The sequence below is a fragment of the Nocardia neocaledoniensis genome (genome assembly GCF_003182135.1).
Taxonomy (GTDB): Bacteria; Actinomycetota; Actinomycetes; order Mycobacteriales; family Mycobacteriaceae; genus Nocardia; species Nocardia neocaledoniensis.
Genome location: NZ_QGTL01000012.1, coordinates 77106 through 102423, shown reverse-complemented (window position 1 = coordinate 102423; position 25318 = coordinate 77106). Strand labels below are relative to the sequence as shown.

At 69.6% G+C, this 25318-nt stretch carries 26 protein-coding genes, 1 tRNA gene and 1 pseudogene; 8 read left to right on the top strand and 20 right to left on the bottom strand.

Annotated features, from left to right (window positions below; genetic code table 11):
• Positions 1-4: 4 nt before the first annotated feature.
• Complete coding sequence (locus tag DFR69_RS26875) at positions 5-1360, bottom strand: FAD-binding oxidoreductase (protein WP_110040433.1); 1356 nt, start codon at positions 1358-1360, stop codon at positions 5-7.
• Between the two features lie 83 nt (positions 1361-1443).
• Here DFR69_RS26875 and DFR69_RS26870 point away from each other — a divergent pair, with 83 nt between their 5' ends.
• Complete coding sequence (locus tag DFR69_RS26870; protein WP_110040432.1) at positions 1444-2352, top strand: LysR family transcriptional regulator; 909 nt, start codon at positions 1444-1446, stop codon at positions 2350-2352.
• 7 nt (positions 2353-2359) lie between these two features.
• Here DFR69_RS26870 and DFR69_RS26865 read toward each other — a convergent pair whose 3' ends face one another.
• The gene (locus DFR69_RS26865) at positions 2360-3253 is read right to left on the bottom strand and encodes a LysR family transcriptional regulator (RefSeq protein WP_110040431.1); all 894 of its coding nucleotides are present in this window, start codon (positions 3251-3253) and stop codon (positions 2360-2362) included.
• Between the two features lie 83 nt (positions 3254-3336).
• Here DFR69_RS26865 and DFR69_RS26860 point away from each other — a divergent pair, with 83 nt between their 5' ends.
• Positions 3337-4173, top strand: coding sequence for an oxidoreductase (locus DFR69_RS26860; protein WP_110040430.1), 837 nt, complete (start codon positions 3337-3339; stop codon positions 4171-4173).
• Between the two features lie 11 nt (positions 4174-4184).
• On the opposite strand, the gene DFR69_RS26855 is transcribed toward DFR69_RS26860, so the two are convergent.
• Positions 4185-4439 carry a dihydrofolate reductase family protein gene (locus DFR69_RS26855; RefSeq protein WP_244198479.1) on the bottom strand — a complete coding sequence of 85 codons (255 nt, stop codon included), beginning with the start codon at positions 4437-4439 and terminating at the stop codon, positions 4185-4187.
• Between DFR69_RS26855 and DFR69_RS26850 the strand changes: the two genes are divergently transcribed.
• Positions 4426-5025 (top strand): TetR/AcrR family transcriptional regulator, encoded by a 600-nt coding sequence (locus tag DFR69_RS26850; RefSeq protein WP_208644053.1) that lies wholly within the window; start codon positions 4426-4428, stop codon positions 5023-5025. The genes DFR69_RS26855 and DFR69_RS26850 overlap by 14 nt on opposite strands.
• Here the strand turns inward: DFR69_RS26850 and DFR69_RS26845 are convergent.
• The gene (locus tag DFR69_RS26845; protein ID WP_110040428.1) at positions 4956-5405 is read right to left on the bottom strand and encodes an ABA4-like family protein; all 450 of its coding nucleotides are present in this window, start codon (positions 5403-5405) and stop codon (positions 4956-4958) included. The two genes, DFR69_RS26850 and DFR69_RS26845, sit on opposite strands and share 70 nt — an antisense overlap.
• Positions 5402-6352, bottom strand: a complete 951-nt coding sequence (locus DFR69_RS26840; protein ID WP_110040427.1) for a hypothetical protein — start codon at positions 6350-6352, stop codon at positions 5402-5404. The genes DFR69_RS26845 and DFR69_RS26840 overlap by 4 nt, the downstream gene beginning before the upstream one ends.
• A 105-nt stretch (positions 6353-6457) precedes the next feature.
• Between DFR69_RS26840 and DFR69_RS26835 the strand changes: the two genes are divergently transcribed.
• Complete coding sequence (locus DFR69_RS26835) at positions 6458-7096, top strand: MerR family transcriptional regulator (protein WP_110040426.1); 639 nt, start codon at positions 6458-6460, stop codon at positions 7094-7096.
• A gap of 46 nt (positions 7097-7142) precedes the next feature.
• Here DFR69_RS26835 and DFR69_RS26830 read toward each other — a convergent pair whose 3' ends face one another.
• From DFR69_RS26830 to DFR69_RS26815, 4 genes are all read right to left on the bottom strand, one after another.
• Positions 7143-7895 (bottom strand): amino acid ABC transporter ATP-binding protein, encoded by a 753-nt coding sequence (locus DFR69_RS26830; protein ID WP_167456423.1) that lies wholly within the window; start codon positions 7893-7895, stop codon positions 7143-7145.
• Between the two features lie 26 nt (positions 7896-7921).
• Positions 7922-8860, bottom strand: coding sequence for an amino acid ABC transporter permease (locus tag DFR69_RS26825; RefSeq protein WP_110040424.1), 939 nt, complete (start codon positions 8858-8860; stop codon positions 7922-7924).
• Between the two features lies 1 nt (position 8861).
• Positions 8862-9767: an ABC transporter substrate-binding protein gene (locus DFR69_RS26820; RefSeq protein ID WP_110040423.1), complete on the bottom strand. Its 906-nt coding sequence runs from the start codon at positions 9765-9767 to the stop codon at positions 8862-8864.
• A 126-nt stretch (positions 9768-9893) separates the two neighbouring features.
• Positions 9894-10982: an isocitrate/isopropylmalate dehydrogenase family protein gene (locus DFR69_RS26815; protein WP_110040422.1), complete on the bottom strand. Its 1089-nt coding sequence runs from the start codon at positions 10980-10982 to the stop codon at positions 9894-9896.
• Between the two features lie 63 nt (positions 10983-11045).
• On the opposite strand from DFR69_RS26815, the gene DFR69_RS26810 reads away from it, so the two are divergent.
• Together DFR69_RS26810 and trxA are read left to right on the top strand one after the other, a co-directional pair.
• Positions 11046-11558, top strand: a complete 513-nt coding sequence (locus DFR69_RS26810; protein WP_110040421.1) for a 2'-5' RNA ligase family protein — start codon at positions 11046-11048, stop codon at positions 11556-11558.
• Between the two features lie 48 nt (positions 11559-11606).
• Positions 11607-11978: a thioredoxin gene (gene trxA / locus DFR69_RS26805; RefSeq protein ID WP_110040420.1), complete on the top strand. Its 372-nt coding sequence runs from the start codon at positions 11607-11609 to the stop codon at positions 11976-11978.
• A gap of 76 nt (positions 11979-12054) precedes the next feature.
• Here the strand turns inward: trxA and DFR69_RS26800 are convergent, their stop codons facing one another.
• On the bottom strand, positions 12055-12477 hold the full coding sequence (locus DFR69_RS26800; protein WP_110040419.1) for a 2-isopropylmalate synthase: 423 nt from the start codon (positions 12475-12477) through the stop codon (positions 12055-12057).
• Positions 12478-12823: 346 nt separating this feature from the next.
• On the opposite strand from DFR69_RS26800, the gene DFR69_RS26795 reads away from it, so the two are divergent.
• Positions 12824-13135: a DUF6191 domain-containing protein gene (locus DFR69_RS26795; RefSeq protein WP_110040418.1), complete on the top strand. Its 312-nt coding sequence runs from the start codon at positions 12824-12826 to the stop codon at positions 13133-13135.
• Between the two features lie 30 nt (positions 13136-13165).
• On the opposite strand, the gene DFR69_RS26790 is transcribed toward DFR69_RS26795, so the two are convergent.
• The 10 genes and pseudogenes from DFR69_RS26790 to DFR69_RS26750 all read right to left on the bottom strand — a co-directional run bounded on the left by DFR69_RS26790 (position 13166) and on the right by DFR69_RS26750 (position 23922).
• Positions 13166-13930 carry an acyl-[acyl-carrier-protein] thioesterase gene (locus DFR69_RS26790; protein ID WP_110040417.1) on the bottom strand — a complete coding sequence of 255 codons (765 nt, stop codon included), beginning with the start codon at positions 13928-13930 and terminating at the stop codon, positions 13166-13168.
• A 65-nt stretch (positions 13931-13995) separates the two neighbouring features.
• The gene (locus DFR69_RS26785; protein ID WP_110040416.1) at positions 13996-14424 is read right to left on the bottom strand and encodes an SRPBCC domain-containing protein; all 429 of its coding nucleotides are present in this window, start codon (positions 14422-14424) and stop codon (positions 13996-13998) included.
• A gap of 72 nt (positions 14425-14496) precedes the next feature.
• On the bottom strand, positions 14497-17229 hold the full coding sequence (gene polA, locus DFR69_RS26780) for a DNA polymerase I (protein WP_110040415.1): 2733 nt from the start codon (positions 17227-17229) through the stop codon (positions 14497-14499).
• A gap of 111 nt (positions 17230-17340) precedes the next feature.
• Positions 17341-18036 carry an ABC transporter ATP-binding protein gene (locus tag DFR69_RS35410; RefSeq protein ID WP_233001750.1) on the bottom strand — a complete coding sequence of 232 codons (696 nt, stop codon included), beginning with the start codon at positions 18034-18036 and terminating at the stop codon, positions 17341-17343.
• A gap of 147 nt (positions 18037-18183) precedes the next feature.
• Positions 18184-19134: pseudogene (locus DFR69_RS35405) on the bottom strand (ABC transporter ATP-binding protein); the annotation flags it as partial.
• Complete coding sequence (locus tag DFR69_RS26770; RefSeq protein ID WP_110040413.1) at positions 19131-20543, bottom strand: branched-chain amino acid ABC transporter permease; 1413 nt, start codon at positions 20541-20543, stop codon at positions 19131-19133. The pseudogene DFR69_RS35405 and the gene DFR69_RS26770, both read right to left, overlap by 4 nt.
• Entirely contained in the window at positions 20540-21577 is a 1038-nt protein-coding gene (locus DFR69_RS26765; protein WP_110040412.1) for a branched-chain amino acid ABC transporter permease, read from the bottom strand. The genes DFR69_RS26770 and DFR69_RS26765 overlap by 4 nt, the downstream gene beginning before the upstream one ends.
• A 72-nt stretch (positions 21578-21649) precedes the next feature.
• On the bottom strand, positions 21650-22873 hold the full coding sequence (locus tag DFR69_RS26760) for a branched-chain amino acid ABC transporter substrate-binding protein (RefSeq protein ID WP_373867061.1): 1224 nt from the start codon (positions 22871-22873) through the stop codon (positions 21650-21652).
• Positions 22874-23081: 208 nt separating this feature from the next.
• Entirely contained in the window at positions 23082-23699 is a 618-nt protein-coding gene (locus DFR69_RS26755) for an ANTAR domain-containing response regulator (protein ID WP_110040410.1), read from the bottom strand.
• Positions 23700-23835: 136 nt separating this feature from the next.
• A tRNA-Leu gene (locus DFR69_RS26750) sits at positions 23836-23922 on the bottom strand.
• Between the two features lie 652 nt (positions 23923-24574).
• Here DFR69_RS26750 and DFR69_RS26745 point away from each other — a divergent pair.
• Positions 24575-25189 (top strand): arsenate reductase/protein-tyrosine-phosphatase family protein, encoded by a 615-nt coding sequence (locus DFR69_RS26745; RefSeq protein ID WP_110040409.1) that lies wholly within the window; start codon positions 24575-24577, stop codon positions 25187-25189.
• Positions 25190-25318 lie beyond the last annotated feature (129 nt).

The window sequence follows — 25318 nt, the reverse complement described above, 5'->3', positions numbered from 1 at the left end:
CCGTCTAGGCCGGAGCGATATTGCGGTTGAGGCGGAACATGTTGTGTGGATCGTGGGCCGTCTTCGCGGCCACCAACCGGGCGTAGGTCTCCGGCGCGTAGCCGGCGGCCGTCTGGTGCGGGCCCGCCGCGGCCCCGGCACCGTAGAGGAAGTTGAGGTTGTGCCCGATCGTCCAGGGCGCCAACGCTTCCCGGACGGCGGCGAGCTCGGCGGGCGCGGCGGCACCCTCGGCGCCGGTGATGACGCGCACGAGGTAGGCGGCGTCGCGGTGGTCGATCGTGGCCGCGCCGTCCTCGGCCAGCGCGCCCCCGAGGTGCCGGATGTCGACGACGGCGTCGACCGGCCCGCCGGGCGCGGTCAGCGCGCGCAGTGCCGCGAGCGCCTCCGGGCTCAGCTCGGACAGCAGGGCGTTCGTGGCGGCGTAGGCGTGCGGGAAATCGGGATCGCTGTGGATGGTGTGCGACTCGGTGTAGGGCATCGTCCGCAGGTCGTCGCGCAGCCGCTCGCCCACGGCGCGCAGCGGGGCGACGAGGCGTTCCCCCTCCGCCGCCGAGCCGGTGAACGCGAGACGGATCGAGGCGATGTGCCTGCCGCGCAACGGTTCCGGGACCGGCGGGATGTCGGGGTAGGTGAGCACCGCGACCGTGGAGGTGAGGGTGTCGGGCACGGTCTCGGTCCACTCCCGCCAGGCCCGCAGGACCGTGTCCACCAGCCGCGTGTCGAAGATCAGTTGCCCGCCGAACACCTCGGTGACCGGGACGAGGTCGAGCTCGAGACCGGTGACCACTCCGAAGTTGCCGCCCGAGCCGAGCACCGGGCCGAACAGGTCGTCGCCGGGGGTGAGCGTGCGCACGCGCCCGTCCGCGGTGACGAGGTCGATCGAGCGCACATGGTCGGCGGCGTACCCGAATTCGCGCGCGAGCAGCCCGAGGCCACCGCCGAGCAGGTAGCCGACGACACCCACCGACGGCGAGGAGCCGTTGAGCGGCGCCAGTCCGTGCCGCGCCGCCGCCTCGACCAGGGCGCCCGCACGCACGCCCGCGCCGACACGGGCGGTGCGAGTGCGCGGATCGACGGTGATCGCATCCATCCGGCTCGTGGTGATGAGAACCCCGCCGTCGGTGGCCACCGAGAGGCCGTGCCCGGTCGCCTGCACGGCGACCGGAAGTCCGTGGCGGGCGGCGTATTCCACCGCGGCGCGCACGTCCTCGGCGTGCACGGCGCCGACGACGAGGGCGGGCCGATGGGTGTAGGCGGTCTGGAAGCCCGCGATCTCGGCGGCGTAGCCGGGATCCTCCGGGGTGAAGACCGGGCCGGTGAACTGCGAGGAATCGAGGGTGGTGATGGGGTTCGTGGTCATGTCCTCGACAGTGCTCCGCCGGAAGGAATAAGTACAACAGATAGTTCTTCTGCATTGGATAACCAGTTGTTATGGTCGATGCCATGGAACTGCGGCAGCTCCGGTACTTCGTGACCGTCGTCGAGGAGGGCGGGTTCACCCGGGCCGCCGAGCGCCTGCATCTCACCCAGCCGGGCCTCAGCGCCCAGATCAGGCAGCTCGAACGCGAACTCGGCCAGCGACTCCTCGATCGCGGCGCCCGCACCGTCACGCCCACCGAGGTCGGGTCGGCGGTGCTCGCGCACGCGCGGGCCGCCCTGGCCGCCGCCGACCGGATCGGCGAGACGGTGCAGGAGTTCACCGGCCTGCTGCGCGGTCACGTCCGGCTCGGGGTGATCTCCGGCGCCGCGACCGACGAATTCGACATCGCCCCCGTGCTCGCGGCTTTCCATCACGACCACCCACAGGTCGGCATCAGCCTCACCGAGGACACCGCCGAACGGATGCTCGCCGCCCTCGAGCGCGGCGAACTCGACATCGCGCTGATCGGCCTGACCGGGGCGCCGCCGAGCTCGGCGATCGGCCTCGACGTGATCCTCGAGACGCCGGTGGTGGCCGCCGTCGCCGAGGACGCCCCCGTCGCCCCTGGCGAGTCGGCGGGCACGATCGGCCTGTCGGCGCTGACCGAACGCCGCCTGATCTGCCTCCCGCGCGGCACCGGGCTGCGCGGGGTCTTCGAAAGGGCCTGCGCCGCCGCCGGTTTCACGCCCGATATCGCCTTCGAGGCCGCCGCTCCTCCGCTGCTGCTCCGGCTGGCCGCGCACGGCCTCGGCACCGCCGTCGTCCCCGCGCTCACCGAGGACGAGGCGTCCGCGTTCGGCGTGCGCGCGCTCGCCATCGTCGACCCCCCGATCCGCGGCCGGCTCGCCCTGGCCTGGCGCGTCGATCGCCCCGGCGGCCCGGCGGCGAAGGTCTTGCTCGGCCAGTTGCGCATCGCGCTCGGACCGCGCTGAAAGGCACTCAGCGCGCCGAGGCCACCTGGGCACACGCTCGCGCGTAGCCGTGGACCAGGGGCCTGGTGTCGTCACGGTGCCAGGCCAGCGCGAGTTCACAGGGACGCAGACCGGTGACCGGGCGGGTGACCACGCCCTCGTGGGCGACCAGCGCGGCGTTGCCGGTGGCGAGCAGCACCACGCCGTCACCGTTGACCAGCGCCTCGTAGGTCTCCTCCGTGCTCGCCACCTCGGCGCCGATGACGGGCGGACGGCCCGCGCGCGCGTCGAGGGCGAGCCAGTAGTCGCGCAACACCCCGGCCGCGGGCGGCAGCGCGAGGAAGGGTTCGTCGAGCAGTTCGGTGAAGTCGATGCTCGCGCGCGCGGCGAGCGGATGCGCGGCCGGGAGGGCGAGCAGCCGTGGCTCGTTGGCCACCACCAGCCAGCGGTAGCGGTCGCTGTCGGCCAGCGGGAGCCAGACGAAGGCCACGTCGGTCTCCCCCGCCGCGAGACCGGCCGTCGGATCCTCCCAACCGAACTGGCGCAGTACCGGTTTCGCGTCGGGGAACGCGGACGCGAAGCGGGAGCGCACCGCGGGCAGGATGCCGCGGCCCGGGCTGGTGCTGATGCCGATCGACAGCACCGCCCGCTGCGCGGCCTTCGCCGCGTCGACCGCGGATTCGGCCGCGGCCAGGGCGGCGAGGACGGCACGCGCCTCGGGCAGCAGGGCAGCGCCGACGGGCGTCAACGCCACCGACCGCGTGTCACGGACGAAAAGTGCCGCGCCGAGCTGACTTTCGAGCTTGCGGATCTGCTTGCTGAGCGCGGGCTGGGAGACGTGCAGCCGCTCGGCGGCGGCCGTGAAGTTCAGCTGCTCGGCGACGGCCACGAAGTACCGCAGATCCCGCCCGTGCACATCCATAACCCTTGGTTATCACAACAGATCTTGGACGGCACCTCGGAACGGGGGAAACATCGACGGCACCGACACCGAGGAGAACCTTGATGAGCACCCCACAGATCTGGCTGATCACCGGCGCGAGCAGCGGATTCGGCCGCGCCCTCGCGGAAGCGGCGATCGCCGCGGGCGACACCGTCGTCGCCGTCGCCCGCCGCACCGCCGCACTCGACGACCTCGTCACCGCACACCCCGATCAGCTCGAGACCGTCGCCCTCGACGTCACCGACACCGCGCGCATCGACGCGGTCGTCGCCGACGTGGTGGCCCGGCACGGCCGCATCGACGTCCTGGTCAACAATGCCGGACGCACCCAGGTCGGCGCGGTCGAGGAGACCACCGAGACCGAACTGCGCGACCTGTTCGACCTGCATGTGTTCGGCCCCGCCGCGCTGACCCGCGCGGTCCTACCGCACATGCGGGCCCAGCGCGGCGGCGCCGTGGTGATGATGAGCAGCGTCGGCGGCCAGCTGTCGTTCGCCGGCTTCTCCGCCTACAGCGCGACGAAATTCGCGCTCGAGGGCCTGTCGGAGGCGCTCGCGGACGAGGTGGCGCCCTTCGGGATCAAGGTCCTCATCGTGGAGCCCGGCGCCTTCCGCACCGGTCTGTTCGGGCGCGGCGCCGCGACGTTCAGCGCCGAGAACGCGGTCTACGCCGACACCTCCGGCAAGACCCGCCGCATGGTCGAGGGCGGCGACGGCACCCAGCCCGGCGACCCCGCCAAGGCCGCTGCCGCCATCCGCGCGGCCCTCGCGGCCGAGAAGTCCCCGCTGCGCCTGCCGCTCGGGGAGGACGCGGTCGACGCCGTCCTCGGCCACCTGGACGCGGTCCGCACCGACGTCCTTGCCTGGGAATCCGTCACCCGCGCCACCGATTTCGACTGACCGCGCGGGAATCAGGCAGCGGGCGTGTAGATCTGGTTGATCACACCGGAACCGAACGCCTCGGCCGAGTCCAGCCGCAGCTCGACCGTGCCGTCGAGCTTGTCGAACCAGCGCGCGCCCTTCCCGAGCACGACGGGGTGCACGAACAGCTGCAGCCGGTCGAGCAGGCCCTCGCGCAGCAGCGACTGCACGAGCGTCAGGCTGCCGGTGACGGCGATGTCCTTGCCCTCCGAACAGGCCAGGCGCCGCATCATGGAGGCGGCCACCGAGGTGTTCCTGCGGGACGGGTACGTCGGCGCGAAGGTCGACGAGATCGCGGCGGTCGCCGGCTCCTCGAAGCAGACGATCTACAAGCGGTTCGGCAGCAAGGAGAAGCTGTTCGAGGAGATCGTGTTCGACCGCCTCGGCGGCATCGACCAGGTCTTCCGCGCGGCGATCGGCGAGCTCGCCTCCACCGACGACGTGGCGGCCACCCTGCGGACGGTGGCCCATCGCTTCGTCCACCTGCTGACCCGGCCCGCGCAGCTGCGGGTGCGGCGGCTGGTCATCGCCGAGGCGGGCCGCTTCCCCCAGCTCGGCCGGGCGTACTACGAGGCGGGCCCGGAGCGCGTCCACGCGATGCTGGCGTCCTGCTTCGCGGAGTTGACCGCGCGCGGACTGCTCGCGGTCGACGAACCGGACCTCGCCGCGAACCACTTCACCTGGCTGACCGTTTCGATCCCGGTCAACAAGGTGATGTTCTGCGGGGACGAGACCCGGTTCAGTGCCGCCGAACTCGATCACTACGCCGACACCGCGGTGGCGGTCTTCCTGTCGGCGTACCGGCCTGCCACCTCGCGCAGCAGCAGGTAGATCGGAAAGGCGATGGGTGACAACAGGATCGTGCCGACCAGCAGCGGGCCCATCAGCAGGGGCGAGATCCCGCGCTCGCGGCTGTCGAGATAGATCCAGCGGCCGAGGAACAGATCCCAGGCGAGGATCTGCGCCCACAGCGCGGTGAGCAGCGCCGGATCGGCGACGGCGTCGGTGATCGCGGCCAGCGACGGCGAGGTGACCAGCGACCACAGCGCACCGAGGACCGGGACGGCGACGATCGCCCAGATCGTCAAGGGCAGCAACACGATCCACGGCGATCCGATGATCACGCGGGTGTGCCGCCAGGTCGGGGCCAGAATCATCAGCGCCCAGAACGGCACGGTGACGTAGAAGGAGAGGTCGAACAGGGTGCTCATGCGGTGACCGCCTTTCGGGTGAGGGTCGCGCTCGCGATCGAGACGAGCGTTCCGGTGACGACGAGGGTGAGGATCGCCGCGGCCGCGGTCAGCGTGGCGCGGTCGGGGTGGATGAGCGGCTGACCGCGCAGGGCCTGCCAGGTGACCAGGGCCAGCGTCGCGGCGTAGCCGAGGGCCATGGTCCAGACGAGCCCGAGGCGGGCCCGCACCGAGGCCAGCACCGGGATGCGCGGTGCCAGGATCAGCAGCAGCGCGGCGAACAGCGGCAGCACCTGCAGGGCGTGCATACCGAAGAAGTGCGGGATGCGCAGGTCGCCGTGGGTGGTGCTCCAGCCGGTCAGCGGCATGCCCGGCGTGCCGTCGGGCGCGCCGACGGTGTGCGCGCCCGCGATGTCGGTGACGCCCGATTCGCGGTTCGGCATCAGATTGCCCAGGCCGAGCCCGACCAGGGTGATCGCCAGGCCGAGCCGGATCGACCAGGTGGTCGCCAGGTCGCCGTACCTGGCGAACGAGAGCTGCGCGGCGACGACCATGGTGGCGACGAAGAGCACGAGGATGGTGCTGCCCATGGTGACCCACAGGACGGCGTCGAAGGTCGTGGTCATGTTGTAGTGGCTGCGGGTGCCGCGGATCACCTGGCCGAAGATGATCAGCTGCTCGACCGCGCCGGCCACGACGATCACCGTGGCCATCGCCGAGGTGAGCCGGGAAGCCTTGGGCCGCAACGAGATCAACCACGCCAGCGCGACGCTGTAGAGGACGAACGAGATCGCGAACTTGGTCGGCTTGAACCAGGCGGTCGACCCGGCGATCACCCGGTCGTCGACGAGCATCCCGACGACGCCGACGACGACCAGGACCGCGTTGACCGCGGCGAACCAGAGCAGGGGGCGATGGAGCGGTGACCGCCTGCGTGGCAGCGAATCGAGGGACGGAAGGACTGACATAACGAACTCCCCAAAGATAGATAGCTTCACTATCCGTTATGGATAGTTAGACTATCCGCTGTAACCATGGCGAGCAAGGGGGAAGGCGGAAAGCAGAGGTGAACTGTGCGGATCTCGGAGCTGAGCGAGCGCAGCGGAATCGCGCTGGCGACGATCAAGTACTACCTGCGAGAGGGCCTGCTTCCGCCCGGTGAGCGGACCGGACCCAACCAGGCCAGCTACGGCGAACAGCATCTGCGCAGGTTGCGGCTGGTGCGCGCGCTGATCGAGGTCGGCGGGCTGCCGGTGGCGACCGTGGGCGAGGTGCTCGCCGCCGTCGACTCCCCCGACCTGCCGATGTTCAGCCTGCTCGGCGTGGTGCAGGACAGCATCACCGCACCGCCACCGCCCGCGACCGACGACGAATGGGACCGCGCCTCGGCGACCGTACGCGCGGAGATGGACCGGCGCGGGTGGGACCCCAAGCCGAGCGCGGACTCGATCAGCACCCTCACCTCGGTCCTGGTGCGGCTGGCCCAGCTCGGCTACGAGGACTGGGGCACCACGGTCCTGCCGCGCTACTTCGACGGCGTGCGGGTGATCGCCGACATCGACGTGGCGACCGCGCTGGCCGCGGGCGGGCGCGACGACATCATCGACGCGGTCGTCGTGCTGACGGTCCTCGGCGACACCGCCATCGCCGCCATCCGCCGCATCGCGCAGGCGCAGGTCTCCCTGGAGCTGCTGAAGAATCGCCCGGAATGAGAAACGGCCCCGCGGAATTCCGCGGGGCCGTGGTCTCTCGCCGGCGTCAGAGCAGGCGCGAAAGGAACGTCTTGGTGCGCTCGTGTTGCGGGTTGGCCAGCAGCTCCCGCGGCGGGCCCGACTCGACGACCACGCCGCCGTCCATGAACACCAGCTCGTCGGCGACCTCGCGGGCGAAGCCCATCTCGTGGGTCACCACGATCATGGTCATGCCGGAGTCGGCGAGCTCGCGCATGACGGTGAGCACCTCGCCGACCAGCTCGGGGTCCAGTGCCGAGGTGGGCTCGTCGAACAGCATCAGCTTGGGATCCATGGCCAGCGCCCGCGCGATGGCGACGCGCTGCTGCTGACCGCCCGACAGCTGCGCCGGGTAGGCATTGCGCTTGGCACCGAGCCCGACCCGTTCCAGCAGCTCCTCGGCCCTGGTGATCGCCTCGGCCTTGCGCAGCCCGCGGACCTGGGTCGGCGCCTCGATGATGTTCTCCAGCGCCGTGCGGTGCGGGAACAGGTTGAAGTGCTGGAACACCATCCCGATGTCGCGCCGCTGGATCGCGGCCTCGCGCGGGTGCATCTCGTAGAGCTTGCCGTTCTTCTCCCGGTAGCCGACGAGATCGCCGTCGACGTAGAGCCGGCCCGCGTTCACCTGCTCGAGGTGGTTGATGCAGCGCAGGAACGTCGACTTGCCCGAGCCCGACGGCCCGACCAGGGTCAGCACCTTGCCGCGCGGCACCTCGAGCGAGATGCCCTTGAGCACCCGCAGCGCGCCGAAGTTCTTGCACACCCGATCGGCCAGCACCATCGGCGGTGTGGCCTTGTCCAGTTCGGTCATTTCGCCTTCACCGCCGCCTGCGCCGTGGCCAGTTCCTCGAGCTGCTTGGCCGTCAGCTGCCGGGTGGCACCGCGCGAGTAGTAGCGCTCCAAGTAGTACTGCCCGACCATCAGCACGCTGGTGATCGCCAGGTACCAGGTGGCACACACGAGCAGCAGCGGGATCGGCTGGAAGTTCACGCCGTAGATGTCGCGCGCGCGACCGAACAGGTCGGTGCTGAGCGGGATCGCCGTGACCAGCGAGGTGGTCTTGAGCATGCCGATCAGCTCGTTGCCGGTGGGCGGGATGATCACCCGCATGGCCTGGGGCAGCACGGTGCGGCGCATGGTCTGTGTCCACGACATGCCCAGCGCGACCGACGCCTCCCGCTGGCCCTCGCCGACGGAGTTGATGCCGGCGCGCACGATCTCGGCCATGTACGCGGCCTCGTTGAGACCGAGGCCGAGCACCGCGAACAGGAATGCCGCCTGCAGGTTCTGCACGTCGAACTCGAAGAACTGCGGGCCGAACGGGACGCCGAGATGGATCTGCTTGTACAGCGAGGGCACCAGGCCCCAGAACACCAACTGGACGAACACGGGGGTGCCGCGGAAGATCCACAGGTACACCCACGCGGTGGTACGCAGCACCGGGTTCGGCGACAGGCGCATCACCGCGAGCACCGTGCCCAGGCCCACCGCGATCGCCATGGCGAGCACGGTGAGTTCCAGGGTGACGATCGCGCCCGCGGTGATCCGGCTGTCGAACAGGTACTTGCCGTAGGTGTCCCACCGGTAGGCGGGATTCGTCGCGGCACCGTAGGCGAACAATCCCACCAGGATCAGGATGATTGCCGCCGCGATCCAGCGGCCCGGCCTGCGCAGCGGGACCGCCTTGATCGGTTCGGGTTCGGTGCCCGGTCCGGGCACCTCCACCGTGTCGTTCTGTTCGCTCACGTCAGCTCACAGCGCCGTTGATCACCGAGGTCTTGATCTGACCTTCCTGGACACCCCAGTTGGTGGTGATCTCGCCGTACTTGCCGTTGTCGATCAGGTGCTGCAGCGCCTTCTGCAGCGACGCCGCCAGCGGGGAGCCCTTCTGCACGGCCCAGCCGTAGGGTGCGGAATCGAAGATCGGGCCGGTGGCCTCGATCTTGCCCTCGCTCTGCTTGATGGCGTACGCGGTCACCGGCGAGTCGGCCGACATCGCGTCGACCTGGCCGAGGACCAGCGCGTTGGTCGCCGCGCTCTGCTCGTCGAACGGCTTCATATCGATCGGCGGCTTGCCCTCGGCGACGCACTTCGCGCTCTTGGCGGGGATCTCTTCGGTGTGCTCGACCGTAGTGGCCTGTACGGCAACTCGTTTGCCGCACGCATTGTTGGGATCGACGGATTTACCCGTTTGCTGGGCCCACTGGATACCGGCGCTGAAATAAGTCGTGAAATCGACCTGCTGTTCGCGTTCGCGCGAATCGGTGATCGAGGACATACCCACGTCGTAGGTGCCCGCCTGAATGGCGGGGATGATCTTCTCGAACGCGGATTCGACGTAGTCGACCTTCAGTCCGAGGGTGGTCGCGACGGCGTCGAGCAGGTCGACGTCGAAGCCGACGATCTTGCCGCTCGCGTCCTTGTACTCGTTGGGCTGGTACGGCACGTTGACGCCGACGACGAGCTTGCCTGCCTGCTTGACCTTGTCGGGGACCGCCGCGGCGAGCGCGTCGACCTTCTCCACCGACACCTTCGTCACCGCGGTGGTGTCACCCTCGGTGTTGCTGGCACAGCCGGCCAACACCAGGGCACCCCCGGCGACCGTACAGAGCAGCCGCACGGCGCCGCGGCCGAGAACAAAACGAACAGACAAAGGAGCCTCCACATTTCACGTCGACGCCGGCCACGTGTCAGCGCCTGTTTGGCAATGTATGCGAACCGGACACAGCGTGGTGCGACAGTAACCGAAGATTAATCAGCGAATGTGAAAGGGGTCCCTTCACCTGCGGTGCACGCGCGCACGGACCTGCTCGGTGAATTCGCTGGTGGAAGCCAGGCCGCCCAGATCGGCGGTCGCCGTTCCGGCCGCCAGGGTGGCCGCGACGGCGCGGGTGATCCGCTCCCCCGCGTCGTGCAGGGCGCTGTCGCCGTCGCGAACCGCCAACCAGCGCAACAACATCGCCGCCGACAGCTGCAGCGCGGCCGGGTTGGCGCGATTACGCCCGGCCAGCCCAGGCGCGGCGCCGTGCACGGCCTGGGCCATGGCCTTGGTGTCGGAGCAGTTCAGCGAGGCGGCCAGGCCGAGCGAGCCGGCCAGCTCGCCCGCCAGGTCCGACAGGATGTCGCCGAAGAGGTTCTCGGTGACGATCACGTCGTAGTCCCCGGGCGTGCGGACCAGGTGGGCGGCCATCGCGTCGACGTGCTCGTCGTCGACCCGCACGTCGGGGTACTCGGCGGCCACCTCGTAGCAGACGTCGCGGAACAGCCCGGTCGTCATCGGCAGCACGTTCGCCTTGTGCACCACGGTGACCCGCTTGCGCCGCCCCTGGGCCAGCCGCAGCGCCTGGTGCGCGATCCGCTCGCATGCTTGCCTGGTGATCACGGCCACCGCCATCGCGACGTCGGGCGTCGGCCGGAACTCGCCGGAGCCGGCGAACATGTTGCGATCGGCGTAGAAGCCCTCGCTGTTCTCGCGCACGATCACCAGGTCGATGCCGGGCGCGCTCGCCCGCACTCCGGCGAAGGCGGCGGCGGGCCGGATGTTGGCGTAGAGGCCGAGGCGCTTGCGGATGGCGCCGCCGGGCGCGACCCGCATCTCGGCGGGATAGGAGGCGTTGTCGTGCGGGCCGAGGATCCAGGCGTCGAGCTCGTCGAGCGCGGCCAGGGTCTGCTCGGGCAGCGGGTCGGCGTGCGCGGCGATGGCCTCGTGGCCCATCAGCAGCGGCACCCAGGCCACCGGCCCCAGCCCGGCCGCGCCGATCGCCTCGTCGACGACCGCGCGCGTCGCCGCGACCACCTCCGGACCGATGCCGTCACCGTCGATCACACCGAGCCGCACGCTCGACCTCGTCGCGTTCACGGTGTCCATCCTCGCGCCTGCGGTCATCGGAGCGGCCACGGGGACACGCCGAAGCGACTACTTTCTGCAGACATGGTGCAGTCGGTGGAGTTGCTGCTGGACGAGCGGAGCGAGGCCGTGGTCCGCGAGCAGTGGGCCGCGCTGGCGCGCGCGGGCATCGCCAGCCCGCGCGGCGAGACCCACCGCCCGCACGTGACCATCGCCGTGGCGCGCGAGATCTGGCCGCGCATAGACCGCGCGCTGGCGGGACTGGCCTTCCAGCCGCTGCCGATCCGGCTCGGCGGTCTGCTGGTCTTCGGCGCGCGCAGGCCGATCCTGGTGCGCGCGGTCGTGGTCACCGAGGAACTGCTCGCCCTGCACCGGCAGATCGACGACCTGGTCGAACCCTGCCCCGGCGTCCCCGCGACCATGCGCCCCGGCGCCTGGACGCCGCACGTGACGCTGGCCCGGCGGGTGCCGCCGGACCGGCTCGGGGCCGCGGTGGACGCGGTCGCCGCCGACCACGATTTTCCGGCCGTTGTGGTGGGCGTTCGCCGCTGGGACGGGGACGCCCGCCAGGAGCGGGTGATCCTCGGTGGAAGATAGAAGGACGCCACGGCGTTACAGCCGAGGAACCGACAAGGAGAGGACGTCATGGCCACCCAGACGCTGACCCAGCAGAACTTCGACGAAGTCATCACCGGAAACGACGTGGTCCTCGTCGATTTCTGGGCTTCCTGGTGCGGTCCGTGCCGCAGCTTCGCGCCCACCTACGAGGCGTCGTCGGAGAAGCACTCCGACGTGGTGTACGGCAAGGTCGACACCGAGGCCGAGCAGGGACTCGCCGCCGCGGCGAACATCCAGTCCATCCCCACCATCATGGCCTTCCGCGAGGGCGTGCTCGTGTTCGCCCAGCCGGGCGCACTGCCGCCGGCCGCGCTCGAGGACCTGGTGACCCAGGTGAAGGGTCTGGACATGGACGAGGTCCGCAAACAGATCGCCGAGCAGGCCTCCGCCGCCGAGTAAGAACACCCACGGCGCACCAAACGTCGAAGGGCCCGTTCACCTTTCGAGGTGAACGGGCCCTTCGCGCAGGTGGCGGTCAGCTCGCGAGCAGGTTGACGCAGGCGATCATGGCGCGCACGGTCGACTCGGCGCCGTCGGCGGCCATGGCGGACGCCCAGCCGCGGCGACCGTTGACCTCGCACTGCACGAAGGTCGCGGTGCCCGCGGTGGTGCGGCGCTGGTGGAACTGCAGGATCTCGAGGGGGTAGCCCTCGTCGTAGAGCGCCGAGGTCATCGCGGCGACCGGGTTACCGGCCGAGATGACGGTGCGCAGATGGTCGGCGAACTCCAGGGTGGCGGTGAAATCCGTTCCGGAGCAAGTGAATTCGCCGAGCGAGATCGGTCCCTCGATGCGGGTGTACCGATCGAGGAATTCGGCGGGAGTGAGGTTGTCGGTCTCGGCGCGCAGGCCCCTGGGGGCGGCGTCGAACAGGGCACGGTCCAGTGTCAGCAATGTCATTGCAGGTGAGGTCTTCCCGAAGATGGTCTTCGTTGGCAGGTGGGGACCAGCAGAACAATGAAAATCAGCCCGCAGCGAGGGGGCCGGTCCGAATCAGACCCCGCTACGGCGGGTTACTACGAGAAGAATCTGCCGGGTGGCTGCCCGCGCGGTCTGCACAGCAGCGGCCGCGCTGTCGCGGTCGGCGACTAGCAGCGCGGCAAGGCGGTCGGCGGGATTCGGCACGACAACGACAATAGGGCGATCGTCGCGGAATCGCAACCTTCATATCGCTCCGACGTGTCTACCCGTGAGTACCATCACTGCAGCTCAGCGGGCGCTCCCCGCGCGCGGGTACCGTGGGCCCATGGGCACTGTCTTCGCCATGACGATTCCCGGTCTGGCGATCCTGCTGATTCTGCTGGCGCTGGCCGAGGTGGTCGTCAACCGGCTGACCGGGACCCGGTTCCTGCCGTGGACGCGCAAGCGCACCGGACCGGCGGTCGCGGCGACCGGGTTCGAACACCTCACGGCCATGTTCCAGGGTTCCAAACACCACGAGTTCGAGCAGCGGCAGAGCACGCTCATGCACCGCGAGACCCCGTCGGAGGGCGCACCGCCGCGTGATCGGGTCGACCTCACCCGTGGCTCGGCCACTTTCGTCGCCAAGCCCCGCTGACCGGCGAAACCGTCAGCGTCCCAGCGTGTTTCAGCGCGCGGGCAGGCGGTCCACGGAGCCGAGCGCCCTGGCGACGCCGTCGACGTCCAGCTGGACCCGCAGGCCGCCGGGCCGCAGGCTCGTGCGCAGCACCACCTTGTCGCCGGCCATGACCGGGCCCACGTGCTCGACGATCGCGCGATACGGCAGCTGGTGCCGGTCGGGGTGGGCGGCCAGCGCCTCCTCGACGGCCTCCCAGTAGACGGCGTTGTTGACGTGGCCGAGCCGGTCCACATCGGTGACCCGCAGCGGAAACGACGTCGCCTCCACCTCGGGATCGTCGAGTTCGGTGAGCGCGGCCCGCCAGCGCAGCCGGTGTTCGGTGGTGCTGGCCAGCATCGGCGCCATGAACGCGTCGCTCATCCGGGCCGGGCGTCCCGCCACCGGATCGATGTGGATGAGGAACGCCGCGGCCTCGATGTGGCCGCCGCGCTCGCCCTTCAGCTGGATCCGCATATCGCACCAGCGGTTCGACAGGGCGTCGGCCCACCGGCGCAGTTGCACGCGGTCGCCGAACATGATCGGCTCGTAGACGTCGATGACGGTGCGCCGCACGATCCAGGCCTGGTGGAGGTCGCCGTCGGCGACGGCGTCGAGATGGTCGAACCCGATGTCCTGCAGGTACCGGGCCACCGCGTCCAGGCGCAACCGGTCGTCGCCGTCGGTGTCACCCAGGCGTACCGGCCACGACACCGCGAAGGCCTGCTCGATATCCGGGCAGTCGGGCAGCGGGGTCGCGATGACGTCGGCGGGCATGCCCCGATGCTGCCACACTCCGGCCCCGACCTCGCGCCGTGGCGGGCGGGGCGCGTCGCGCCGGCTCAGGCGCGCTCGGCCGCCGCCTTGATGCCCTCGACGTGGGTGCTCCACATGCCGCGCGCGTGCTCGGCCTCGGCCGGGCTGGCGTTGTTGTCCTGACGCAGCGTCAGGTGGGTCGAGCCGCCGTCGCCGGCGAGCTCGTAGGTGAGCGTGTGGTAGTTCTCCGGCACGTCGGGCTGCCCGCTCAACGGGCTGTAGTGCGTCATCCGCAGCAGGTGCCCTGGCTCGACCGCGAGGATCTCCCCGCGGTCCTCATAGGACCTGCCCTCGTACTCGCCCTGCCAGACAATCGGGCTGCCCGGTTGCCAGTCGGTGCGCACCTCGGCGCCGAACATGAACCGGCGGATCTCGGCCGGATCGGTCAGCACCGCCCACACCCGCTGGGGAGCGGCGTTGATCTCGGTTTCCGCGGTCGCCACGAATCCGGTCATGATGCTCAACTCCTTCCGTCGACCACCATCAACCCTACGACCGCCGGACACCCGACGTCTTGGACAAACGCGTCAGTGCGCGGCGGCGTCCCAACTGCGGCCGGTGCCGACCGAGACGGTCAGCGGGACCGAGAGGTCGATGGCCGACGACATCTGTTCCCTGGCGAGCGCCTCGAGCGCCTCGCGCTCGCCCTCGGCGACCTCGAAGACGAGTTCGTCGTGGATCTGCAGCAGCATCCGCGAGCGCAGGCCGGCCTCGCGAATCGCGTTCTGCACGTTGATCATCGCGACCTTGATGATGTCGGCGGCGGTGCCCTGGATGGGGGCGTTGAGCGCCATCCGCTCGGCGGCCTCGCGGCGCTGGCGGTTGCTGGAGTCCAGATCGGGCAGGTAGCGGCGGCGGCCGAACAGGGTCTGTGTGTAGCCGACCTTGCGGGCCTGGTCGACCACATCGGACAGGTAGTCGCGAATGCCGCCGAAGCGGTCGAAGTAGACCTCCATCTGCTCCTTGGCCTCGGCGGTGCTGATCTTGAGCTGGGCCGACAGGCCGTAGGAGCTCAGGCCGTAGGCCAGGCCGTAGGACATCGCCTTGATCCGGCGGCGCATCTCCGGCGACACCTCCGACAGTGGGATGTCGAATGCCTTGGACGCGACGAAGGTGTGCAGGTCCTCCCCCGAGTTGAACGCCTCGATCAGCCCCGCGTCACCGGACAGGTGCGCCATGATCCGCATCTCGATCTGGCTGTAGTCGGCGGTCATCAGCTCGGCGTAGCCGGGGCCGACGACGAAGGTGTCGCGGATCTGGCGGCCGGTGTCGGTGCGGATCGGGATGTTCTGCAGGTTCGGCTCGGTCGAGGAGAGCCTGCCGGTGGCGGCGATGGTCTGATTGAACGTGGTGTGCACACGGCCGTCGTCGGCGACCGACTTGAGCAGGCCGTCGACGGTCACCTTGAGCCGGGTGGCGTCGCGGTGGGCGAGCAGGTGTTCCAGGAAGGCGTGGCCGGTCTTCTCGAACAGCGATTCCAGGGCGTCGGCGTCGGTGGTGTAGCCGGTCTTGGTGCGCTTGGTCTTGGGCATGTCGAGCTCGTCGAACAGCACCACCTGCAGCTGCTTGGGCGAGCCGAGGTTGATCTGCTTGCCGATCACCTCGTACGCCGAGTTCGCGGCCTCGGTGACCCGGTCGGCGAACTGGCGCTGCAGCGATTCGAGCTGGGGCACGTCGACCGCGATACCCGCCTCCTCGAGCACCCCGAGCACGCCGAGCAGCGGCAGCTCCATCTCCTCGAGCAGGGCGGTCGACTCGATCTGGGCCAGCTCCTCGTCGAGGGCGTCGGCGAGATCGGCCACGGCGCGGGCGCGCAGCATCTGCTCGCGGGCGACCTCGGCGGCGACGGTGTCCTCGTCGTCGAGCAGCGACAGCTGGCCGGAGTCGCCGGTCTCGGCGCGCAGCTCGCGCTTGAGGTAGCGCAGGGACAGGTCGTCGAGGTTGAAGCTGCGCTGACCCGGCCGCACGAGGTAGGCCGAGAGCGCGGTGTCGCTGGTGAGGCCGGCGAGGGTGAACCCGCGCCCGCGCAGGGCGTGCCCGGCCGCCTTGGCCTCGTGCAGCGCCTTGGGCACGGCCGGGTCGGCCAGCCACGCGGCCAGCGCGGCCTCGTCCTCGGGGGTGAGCACGGTCAGGTCGACGTAGGCGCCCTCGCCGTCGGCGGCGGCGAAAGCGAGCGCCTTCGCGTCACCGTGCACCGGCGTTCCGGTGCCGACGATCGAGAAGCCGTGGCGCACACCGGCTTTCGCGTGCTCGGCCAGCCAGTCCGCGACCGCGCCCGGCCCGAGCGCGGCGCCGCTGATCTCGAAACCCGACTCGGCCTCCGGTTCGGCGGAGCCGAGCGTTTCGAAGAGCCGGTCGCGCAGCACGCGGAACTCGAGGTCGTCGAAGAGCTGGTGGATCTTCTCCCGGTCCCACGGCGCCTGCGCCAGCTGGTCGGGGGTGTAGGGCAGCGGCACCTCGCGCACCATCTCGGTGAGCTGGCGGTTGAGCACCACGCTGGACAGGTTGGCGCGCAGCGCGTCGCCGACCTTGCCCTTCACCTGGTCGACCCGGTCGACCAGGGTGGCCAGGTCGCCGTATTCGCGGATCCACTTGGCGGCGGTCTTCTCCCCCACGCCGGGGATGCCGGGCAGGTTGTCGCTCGGGTCGCCGCGCAGGGCCGCGTAGTCGGGGTACTGCGCCGGGGTGAGCCCGTACTTGGCCTCCACCTCGGCCGGGGTGAAGCGGGTGAGGTCGGAGACGCCCTTGCGCGGGTACAGGACCGTGACGTCGTCGTTGACCAGCTGGATGGCGTCGCGGTCGCCGGTGACGATGAGCACCCGGAACCCCTGCGCGGCGGCCTGGGTGGTGAGCGTGGCGATCACGTCGTCGGCCTCGTAGCCGTCGATCGCCATCACCGGGATGCCGAGCGCGCCGAGGACGTCTTTGGTGAGTTCGACCTGGCCGCGGAATTCGTCGGGCGTCGCGCTGCGGTTGGCCTTGTACTCCGGGTAGGCCTCGGTGCGGAAGGTCTTGCGGGACACGTCGAACGCCGCGGCCACGTGGCTGGGCTGCTCGTCGCGCAGCAGGTTGATCAGCATCGAGGTGAAGCCGTACACCGCGTTGGTGGTCTGCCCGGTGACGGTCTTGAAGTTCTCCGCCGGTAGCGCAAAGAACGCGCGGTAGGCCAGTGAGTGCCCGTCCAGGAGCAGCAGCGTCGGCCGCTCACCTCCCGAGGTGGTGGTCGTGGTCGATGCCTGCGCAGTCGTCGGTGAACTCACCCGGATGAGTGTAGGGACACCCACCGACACGGGCGAACGCCGCCGCGCCGCGTACAGCGAACGGCCCCCGTACCGCCGGGCGGGCGGTACGGGGGCCGGGGTCACACGGTGTCAGTCGTGGCCGAGGTAGGCCGACATCACCGCGGGATCGGTGAGCAATGCGGCACCCGCGCCGGTCTTGGTGACCTCGCCGGTCTCCAGGATGTAGGCACGATCGCTGCGGGTCAGCGCCTGCTGGGCGTTCTGCTCCACGAGCAGCACCGTGGTGCCCTGCCGGTTGATCTCGCTGATGATCTTGAAGATCTGCTGGATCACCATGGGCGCCAGACCCATCGACGGTTCGTCGAGCAGCAGCAGCTTCGGCCGCGCCATCAGGGCGCGCCCGATCGCCAGCATCTGCTGCTCGCCGCCGGAGAGCGTGCCGCCGACCTGTTTGCGCCGCTCGGCCAGGCGCGGGAACAGCTCGAAGATCCACTCCAGCGTCTGCTGGTACTCCGCCTTCTGCTCGAACGGCCTGCCGTAGCAGCCCATGTCGAGGTTCTCGGCCACGGTCATGCCGGGGAACACACCGCGCCCCTCCGGCGCCTGGATCAGGCCCTGCACCACCCGATCGTGGGCCTTCATCGCGGTGATGTCCTTGCCCTCGAACAAGATTCGGCCCGAGGTGAGCGGCAACAGCCCCGACAGCGCGCGCATGGTGGTGGTCTTGCCCGCGCCGTTGGCACCGAGCAGCGTCACCAGCTCGCCCTGCTCGACCGACAGCGAGATCCCGTGCAGCGCCTCGATGCGGCCGTAGTTCACGACCATGTCGCGCACCTCGAGCAGCGGCACCTTCTGCTCGGCGACCGCGACGGGCTCGTCCTGGGCGGCCTCCACCACCGTGGCCGGCGCCTGTGTGGGCGCCGCCTCGGCCGCCGCGGCGGCGCCCGCCTCCTCGCGCACCTCGTCGATCGTGTCCGCGTCGGGCACGCCGAGGTAGGCCGCGATCACCGCCGGGTCCTCGCGGACCTCGGCGGGCAGGCCGTCGGCGATCTTGCGCCCGAACTCGAGCACCACGATCCGGTCGGTCACGCCCATGACCAGGCGCATGTCGTGCTCGATGAGCAGGACCGTGTAGCCGTCGTCGCGGATCTTGCGGATCAGGTCCATCAGCGCCGACTTCTCGCTGGGGTTGAATCCGGCCGCCGGTTCGTCCAGGCACAGCAGCTTCGGCTCGGTGGCCAGCGCGCGGGCGATCTCGAGCCTGCGCTGGTCACCGTAGGAGAGGTTGCGGGCCTTCTCCACCGCGCGGGGGGCGATGCCGACGAACTCGAGCAGCGCCATGCCGCGTTCGATGGCGTCGCGTTCCTCGCGGCGGTGCCGCGCGGTGCGGAACACCGCGCCGGGCACCGAGGTCTTGTGCCTGGCGTCGGTGCCGACGACCACATTCTCCAGCGCCGTCATCTCGCCGAACAGACGCACGTTCTGGAACGTGCGCGCGATGCCCATCCGGGTGATCTCGTTGCGCTTGGTCTTGGCAAGCGGCTGCCCGTCGAAGTGCACGCTGCCGCCTGCCGGCTTGTAGACGCCGGTGATCGCGTTGAAGCAGGTGGTCTTGCCCGCGCCGTTGGGGCCGATGAGCCCGAGGATCTCGCCGCGGCGGATCTCGAAGCTCACCCCGTCCAGCGCGGTCAGGCCGCCGAACTTCACCGTCAGCCCGTCGGTGCGCAGCAGCGGCGCGCCGACGGCGGTGTCGATCTCGCGGTGCGGCGCGACGACCTCGGCGACCGTCTCCGCGTCGCCCAATTCGGGCAGCACGGCGGTGACGTCGACATCGCCCGCCTTCTCCACCTCCGGCACGGGCTGGTACCCGGCCGACATGTCCTCGTTGTCGAACAGCGCGTCTCCCGCGCCCGGCCCGGTCATCGCCCTGCTCCGATCGGTTCGGCCGACGGCTTGCGCACGGCCTGGTACACCTGTCTGCCGTAGGTGAGCAGTTTCTGCCGCACGGGGAACAGACCCTGTGGCCGCAGAATCATCATCACCACCAGGGCGATACCGAAGTACAGGTACTTCAGGTCGCCGAGGTTCTGCGCGCCGCCCTGCCGGAACAGCAGCACACTGCCGAACAGCAGCAGCCCGGCGACCACGCCGAACACGGCGAGCAGGATCACCACCCGCCGCGCCCACGCGCCCAGCGCCTGGCCCCGCAGGCGCCACAGCACCCACAGCCCGATCAGCAGCGCGATGTCGATCGCCAGCAGCACGTAGCCGGTCGACTCGTTCGACACCAGCTGCGCCGACTGCAACCGCAGCGGCAGGTAGGCGATGAGGAAGGCACCGACGATCACGCCGAGCTTGTTGCCCGAGCCGCCGAGCACGACGGCGCACAGGAACAGCATCGACAGGATGATGTCGAACTGCTTGGGGTTGACGTAGGTCACCTGACCGGCGTACATCGCGCCGGACAGACCGCCGACGGAGGCGCCGATGGTGAAGGCCCACAGCTTGTACTTGAAGGTCGGCACGCCCATGATCTCGGCGGCGTCCTCGTCCTCGCGGATCGCGACCCAGGCGCGGCCGACCCGGCTGCGCTCGAGGTTGCCGATGATCAGCAGCACGATGATCACCAGCACGGTGCCCAGCCAGAACCACCAGGTGCCGTTGTTGGCCCGCTCGAACGGATTCCAGCTGTCGGGGTCGCCGAGGTTGCCGGGCGAGAAGACCCCGCCCGGATGCGCCTCGGACTCCGCGACCGTCGGGTAGGCGATCTTGGACAGGCCGAGGCTGCCGTTGGTGAGTTCGGTGAGGTTGTCGGCCATCAGGCGCACGATCTCACCGAAGCCAAGGGTGACGATGGCCAGGTAGTCGCCGCGCAGGCGCAGCGTCGGGGTGCCGAGGATCAGGCCGGAGATCGCCGTCAGCGCGACCGCGATCGGGAGGCAGGCCAGCCAGGCCCAGCTCGGGTTCAGCCAGCCGCCGTCGGTCTGGTTCCACGGGCTGTTCGGACTGGTCAGCAGGCCGACGGTGTAGGCGCCGACCGCGTAGAAGCCGACATAGCCGAGGTCGAGCAGACCGGCCTGGCCGACGACCACGTTCAGGCCGATGGCGATCAGCGCGTACATCGCGAACAGCGCCATCACGTTGCCGAAGCTCACGCCGGGGGTGTCGAGCAGCGGCGGCGGGTACAGCGGCAGCGCCAGCAGCACGAGGATCACCGGAATGCCGACGGCCCATTGCGCGGGCCGGGACAGCCCGTCCCACCAGGTCCGCAGCGCGTCGCCGAGACCGCGCCGATCCGGCTGTGCCACCGGGGTTTTCGTCAGGTCGGTCATGCGCGGGCCCTCCCCAGGCTCTCGCCGAGGATACCGGTCGGCCGGAACATCAGCACGGTCACCAACAGGACGAACGCGACCACGTCGCGCCATTCGAAGCCGAACAGGATCTGCCCGTACTGCTCGGCCACGCCGAGCAGCAGACCGCCGAGCAGCGCGCCGCGCAGGTTGCCGATGCCGCCGAGCACCGCGGCGCTGAACGCCTTGATCCCGAGGATGAAGCCACCGGAGAAGATGATGCCGGTGGGGATGTGCAGCGTGTAGAGCATCGCGGCGGCGCCGGCGAGCAGGCCGCCGATGAGGAAGGTGAGCACGATGACGCGCTCGCGTGAGACGCCCATCAGCGTCGCGGTGTCGGGGTCCTGGGCGACGGCCCGGATCGCGCGACCGAACTTGGTGCGGTTGATCAGGATCTCGGTGAGCACCGCGAGCACGACGGCCGCGGCGATGATCACCAGGGCCACGTTGGTCACCGAGGCGCCCAGGAAGGTGAACTGCACCTTCGGCTCCACGAGCCGGATACCGGTCTGGGCGTTGGTGCCGCCGAGGCCCGGCTTGATCTTGGGCAGGATGTAGTGGACGAACTCCTGGATCACGAACGACATGCCGATCGCGGTGATCAGGAAGGCGAGGGGTTTCGCGCCGCGCCTGCGCAGCGGCCGATAGGCCACGCGTTCCAGGCCGACGGCCGCGGCGCCGGAGACCAGCATGCCGATCAGCATCGCGATACCGAGATAGACCACCGTCAGCACGACGCCCTGGGAGTACACGTTGCCGCTCGGGGCGAAGCCGAGCAGTTCGAGGCCGACGTAGGTACCGAACATGCCGAGCATGAAGATCTCGGAGTGGGCGAAATTGATCAGCCGCAGCACGCCGTAGACCAGCGTGTAGCCGACGGCGACCAGCGCGTAGATCGAGCCGTAGGTGAGACCGTCCACGGTCAATCGCCAGAACTGGTCGATCACCCCGGAGACGTTGAAATCGATGGACCCGTCGGCCAGCAGGGTCACACCGAGCGATGCCGCTGATGTCATGGTTTCTCTCGCGTCAGGCGAGCGGTGCGCGGGCCCTGGGGGCCACGCGCACCGCTTCACACGTCCTGGGGACTACTTGACCTCGTACATCCAGATCTGGATGTTGGCCAGTTCGCCGGTCGGGCCCCACTTGTACTGGCGGGCGACGCCGGCGCCGTCGTAGTTGCGGACGTAGTCGAGCAGCTCGGCGCGGGTGACCTTGCCCGAGTCGATGCCCTTGAGCAGGATCGTGGTCAGGTCGTAGCCCTCGACGGAGTAGACGCCGGGCGCCTGACCGTTGAGCGCCTTGTACTCGGTCGCGAACTTCTCCGGCGCCGGGCTGCACGGGCAGGACAGCAGCGCGTCCTTGGACGAGCTACCGGCCTGGCGCACGAACTCGGGGTCGTTGCTGCCGTCGGCGGAGACGAAGACCGAGGTCACGCCACCGGAACGCAGCTGCTGCACGAACGGCGCGGCCTCCGCGTAGTAGCCGGCGTAGAAGATGGCGTCGGGCTTGGCGGCGGACAGCTTCGACACCGCGGCCGAGAAGTCCTTGTCACCTTCCTTGACGCTGACCGCGCACGACGGGTCGGCGGCCGCACCGGCGGCGGTGATGAACGCCTGCGCCAGGCCGGCACCGTAGTCGGTGTTGTCCTGCACGACGCAGATCTTCTTGAAGCCCTTCTCGCCGGTCAGGTAGTTGGCGACGGCCGGGCCCTGCGAGTTGTCGTTGCCGAGGCCGCGGAAGAAGGTCTTCCAGCCGTTCTCGGTCAGCGTCGGGTTGGTGGCCGAGGCGGTCAGCGTCGGCAGGCCGGCCTCGCTGAGGATCTGGCCGGTCGCCTTGGTCTCGCCCGAGAAGGTCGGGCCGACCAGGGCGACGATGCTCGGGTCGCTGACGATCGAGGGGATCACGCCGCTGGCGATCTGCGGCTTGCCCTCGGTGTCGAACTGCTTGACCGCGACCTGGCAGTCCGGGTTGGCCTTGTTGTGCTGGTCGAGCGCCAGCTTCACGCCGTTGATGATGTTGATGCCGAGCGCGGAGTTGCCACCGGTCAGCGGGCCCGCCATCGCGATGGTCTGCGGCGCGCACTTGGCCTTGCCGTCACCGGCGGGATCCGCGGCGGCGCCTGCGTCGGTCTGCGCGACAGCCTTGCCCTGGGTGTCGAGCTGGACCACCGGCTGGATCGAGAGATCGGTGTTGCCGCCACCGCCGCCGTCGGACGACTTGTCGCTACATCCGGCCAGCACCAACGACGCGGCAGCGCCGAGTACCAGAACTCCTCGCGTCGAACGACTGCGCCATGTCGAACTGAGCACGTCTCACCTCTATGTCCTGTGCTCCCCGGGGTCCCCGAGGGGGCCGACCCACGTTCAGCCCGGGTCAGAACATATCGCCGCCGTGTTAGATCTGCATCACATTCGCGTCATGTCGACGGCCTGTTGCGCAGTCGTAGTTCAACTTATTGTTTCGCTTACGTAAAGTTTTCCGGATTTCGGCGCGAACGACGGCGATGCCGAGCGCGCATCACTGGGGAGTGAGATTCTCCAGCACGACCTCGGCGACCGCCTTCATGGTGGTGCGCCGATCCATCGCGGTGCGCTGAATCCATTTGAACGCCTGCGGTTCCGTGAGCCCCTGCGTCTGCATGAGCACGCCCTTGGCCCGCTCGACGAGTTTGCGGGTCTCCAGCCGATCCGACAGATTCGCGACTTCGGTTTCCAGCGCGGTGATTTCATGGAAACGGCTCGCGGCCAGTTCGATCGCGGGCACCAGGTCCGACTTGGTAAACGGCTTGACCAGGTAGGCCATGGCGCCCGCGTCGCGGGCCCGCTCGACCAGGTCGCGCTGGGAAAACGCGGTCAGGATCACCACGGGCGCAACACGTTTGGTGGCGATCTCGGCGGCGGCGTCGATCCCGTCGCGCCGCGGCATCTTCACGTCCATGATCACCAGGTCCGGGCGCATCGCCTCGGCCAGTTCGACCGCCTGCTGCCCGTCGCCCGCTTCACCGACGACCTCGTAGCCCTCTTCCTTGAGCATCTCCACGAGGTCCATCCGGATGAGGGCCTCGTCCTCGGCGACGACGACGCGCTTGGCCGCGGCCTCACGCGTGGCACCGGCGCCCGCTGCATTCGTGCTCATAGGTTCGACCCCTCTGGATTCCGACTGATGTAGAGAGTACCTTTCGATTCCGCCGGTGAACGCGAGCAGACGATGTCGCGCACACCCCGCGACCGATACTCCCCCGCGGCGCGCGACCGATGTCGCGCGACCGCCGTGGTGCCGAGTGTGGGACTCGAACCCACACGTCCTTTCGGACAACGGTTTTTGAGACCGTCGCGTCTGCCAGTTCCGCCAACCCGGCGCACCGCGGTCACTATAGCGTCTCGGCGCGCCGCGAAGCCAACCGCCTGGCCTGCGGCGACCGCGCGGCATCTCGCCCCTGCTCCGCCGGCCCCACGCCGCCGCCTGGGCGGGCTGCCACGACATGAGGAACCGGCCTGGTCGCACCGCCGCCACCGCGGTGCGCACGCCGGTACCGGCAGACCTCGATTCGCCCGGACCACGGGCTCGGCCGACACCGTGACGGCAAATGGCCGGCGGAATTCCCGCGCCATTCCGGCGACGCCGTTTCCGGCACGAGCGCTATTTCCGGCGCGGCGGAATCGGCGCGGCTCACGACGCCATGGCCACGCCGGCGGCCCGGCGAGCTTCGCGCCGGACACTCCCGCACGTCGGGCGGATGTTCGCCCTCGCGGGCCGGATACACGACCAACCGCCATCGGTGGCAAGAGTTATTACCGAATCGAATTATTACGCCGCGAATGAGTGACAATGGACACAGCACGCGGCGAGGTTTCCCTTTCTATCTCGCGGGTATCACGGTCACGCACAACGGATTTCCTCGTCGTGATTCGTGTACGGCATTCAACCGAGAGGTGAATAAGTAGCACCGCGCCTGTGATCGTTCCAAGCAAGGCCTATTGCGCGACAATCGACCCGATTACGGTGTCGGTATGCACGTGCTGTTCGTCTGCAACTCCAATGTCTGCCGCTCGGTGATCGCCGAACGGCTCACCCGGGCGTTCGCGGCGGACAACGGGTTGCCGGGCCTCACCGCCGAGAGCGCGGGCACCCGCGCGCTGGTCGGTTTTCCGCCGGAACCGCTGGCCGCGGAGACCATCGTCGGACTCGGCGGCGACACCCACGGTTTCACGGCACGCAAGCTGAAGCCGGAAATGGTCGATCGCGCCGATCTGGTGCTCGCCATGACCGAGTCCCTGCGCGATCAGGTCGCCGAGCTCGCCTTCGGCGCCGCGCCGCGGACCTTCACCCTCATCGAGGCGCACCGCATCGCCCGGGTCACGGGCGCGAAATCCATTGCCGCGCTGCACCAGGCGCGCAACAACCTGGCCTACGTCGGCCGGGAGAACATCGCCGACCCGATCGGGCTGTCGGCCGAGGCGTTCCTCGAGGTCGGCGACCGCATCGCCGAGCTGCTGTTCCCGCTGCTGGCCGCGCTGGCCCCGCACGAGCAGGCCAAGCTCGACGACGACGGGCCCGGCCTGGTCATCGAACCGGCTCCGGCACGCCCGCTGTCGGCGTTTCTGGCCGCTCAGCGGCGGCGCTGAACCCGGGGCCTGTTCGCCGCGGCCGCGCGGCGATACACTTCGGCGCGGACATGTTGCTTCCCTTGCTGGTTCGACACACGACAGGACGAGAGACTTGCCGAAACGCATTTCGGATGTTTCGCTCCATGT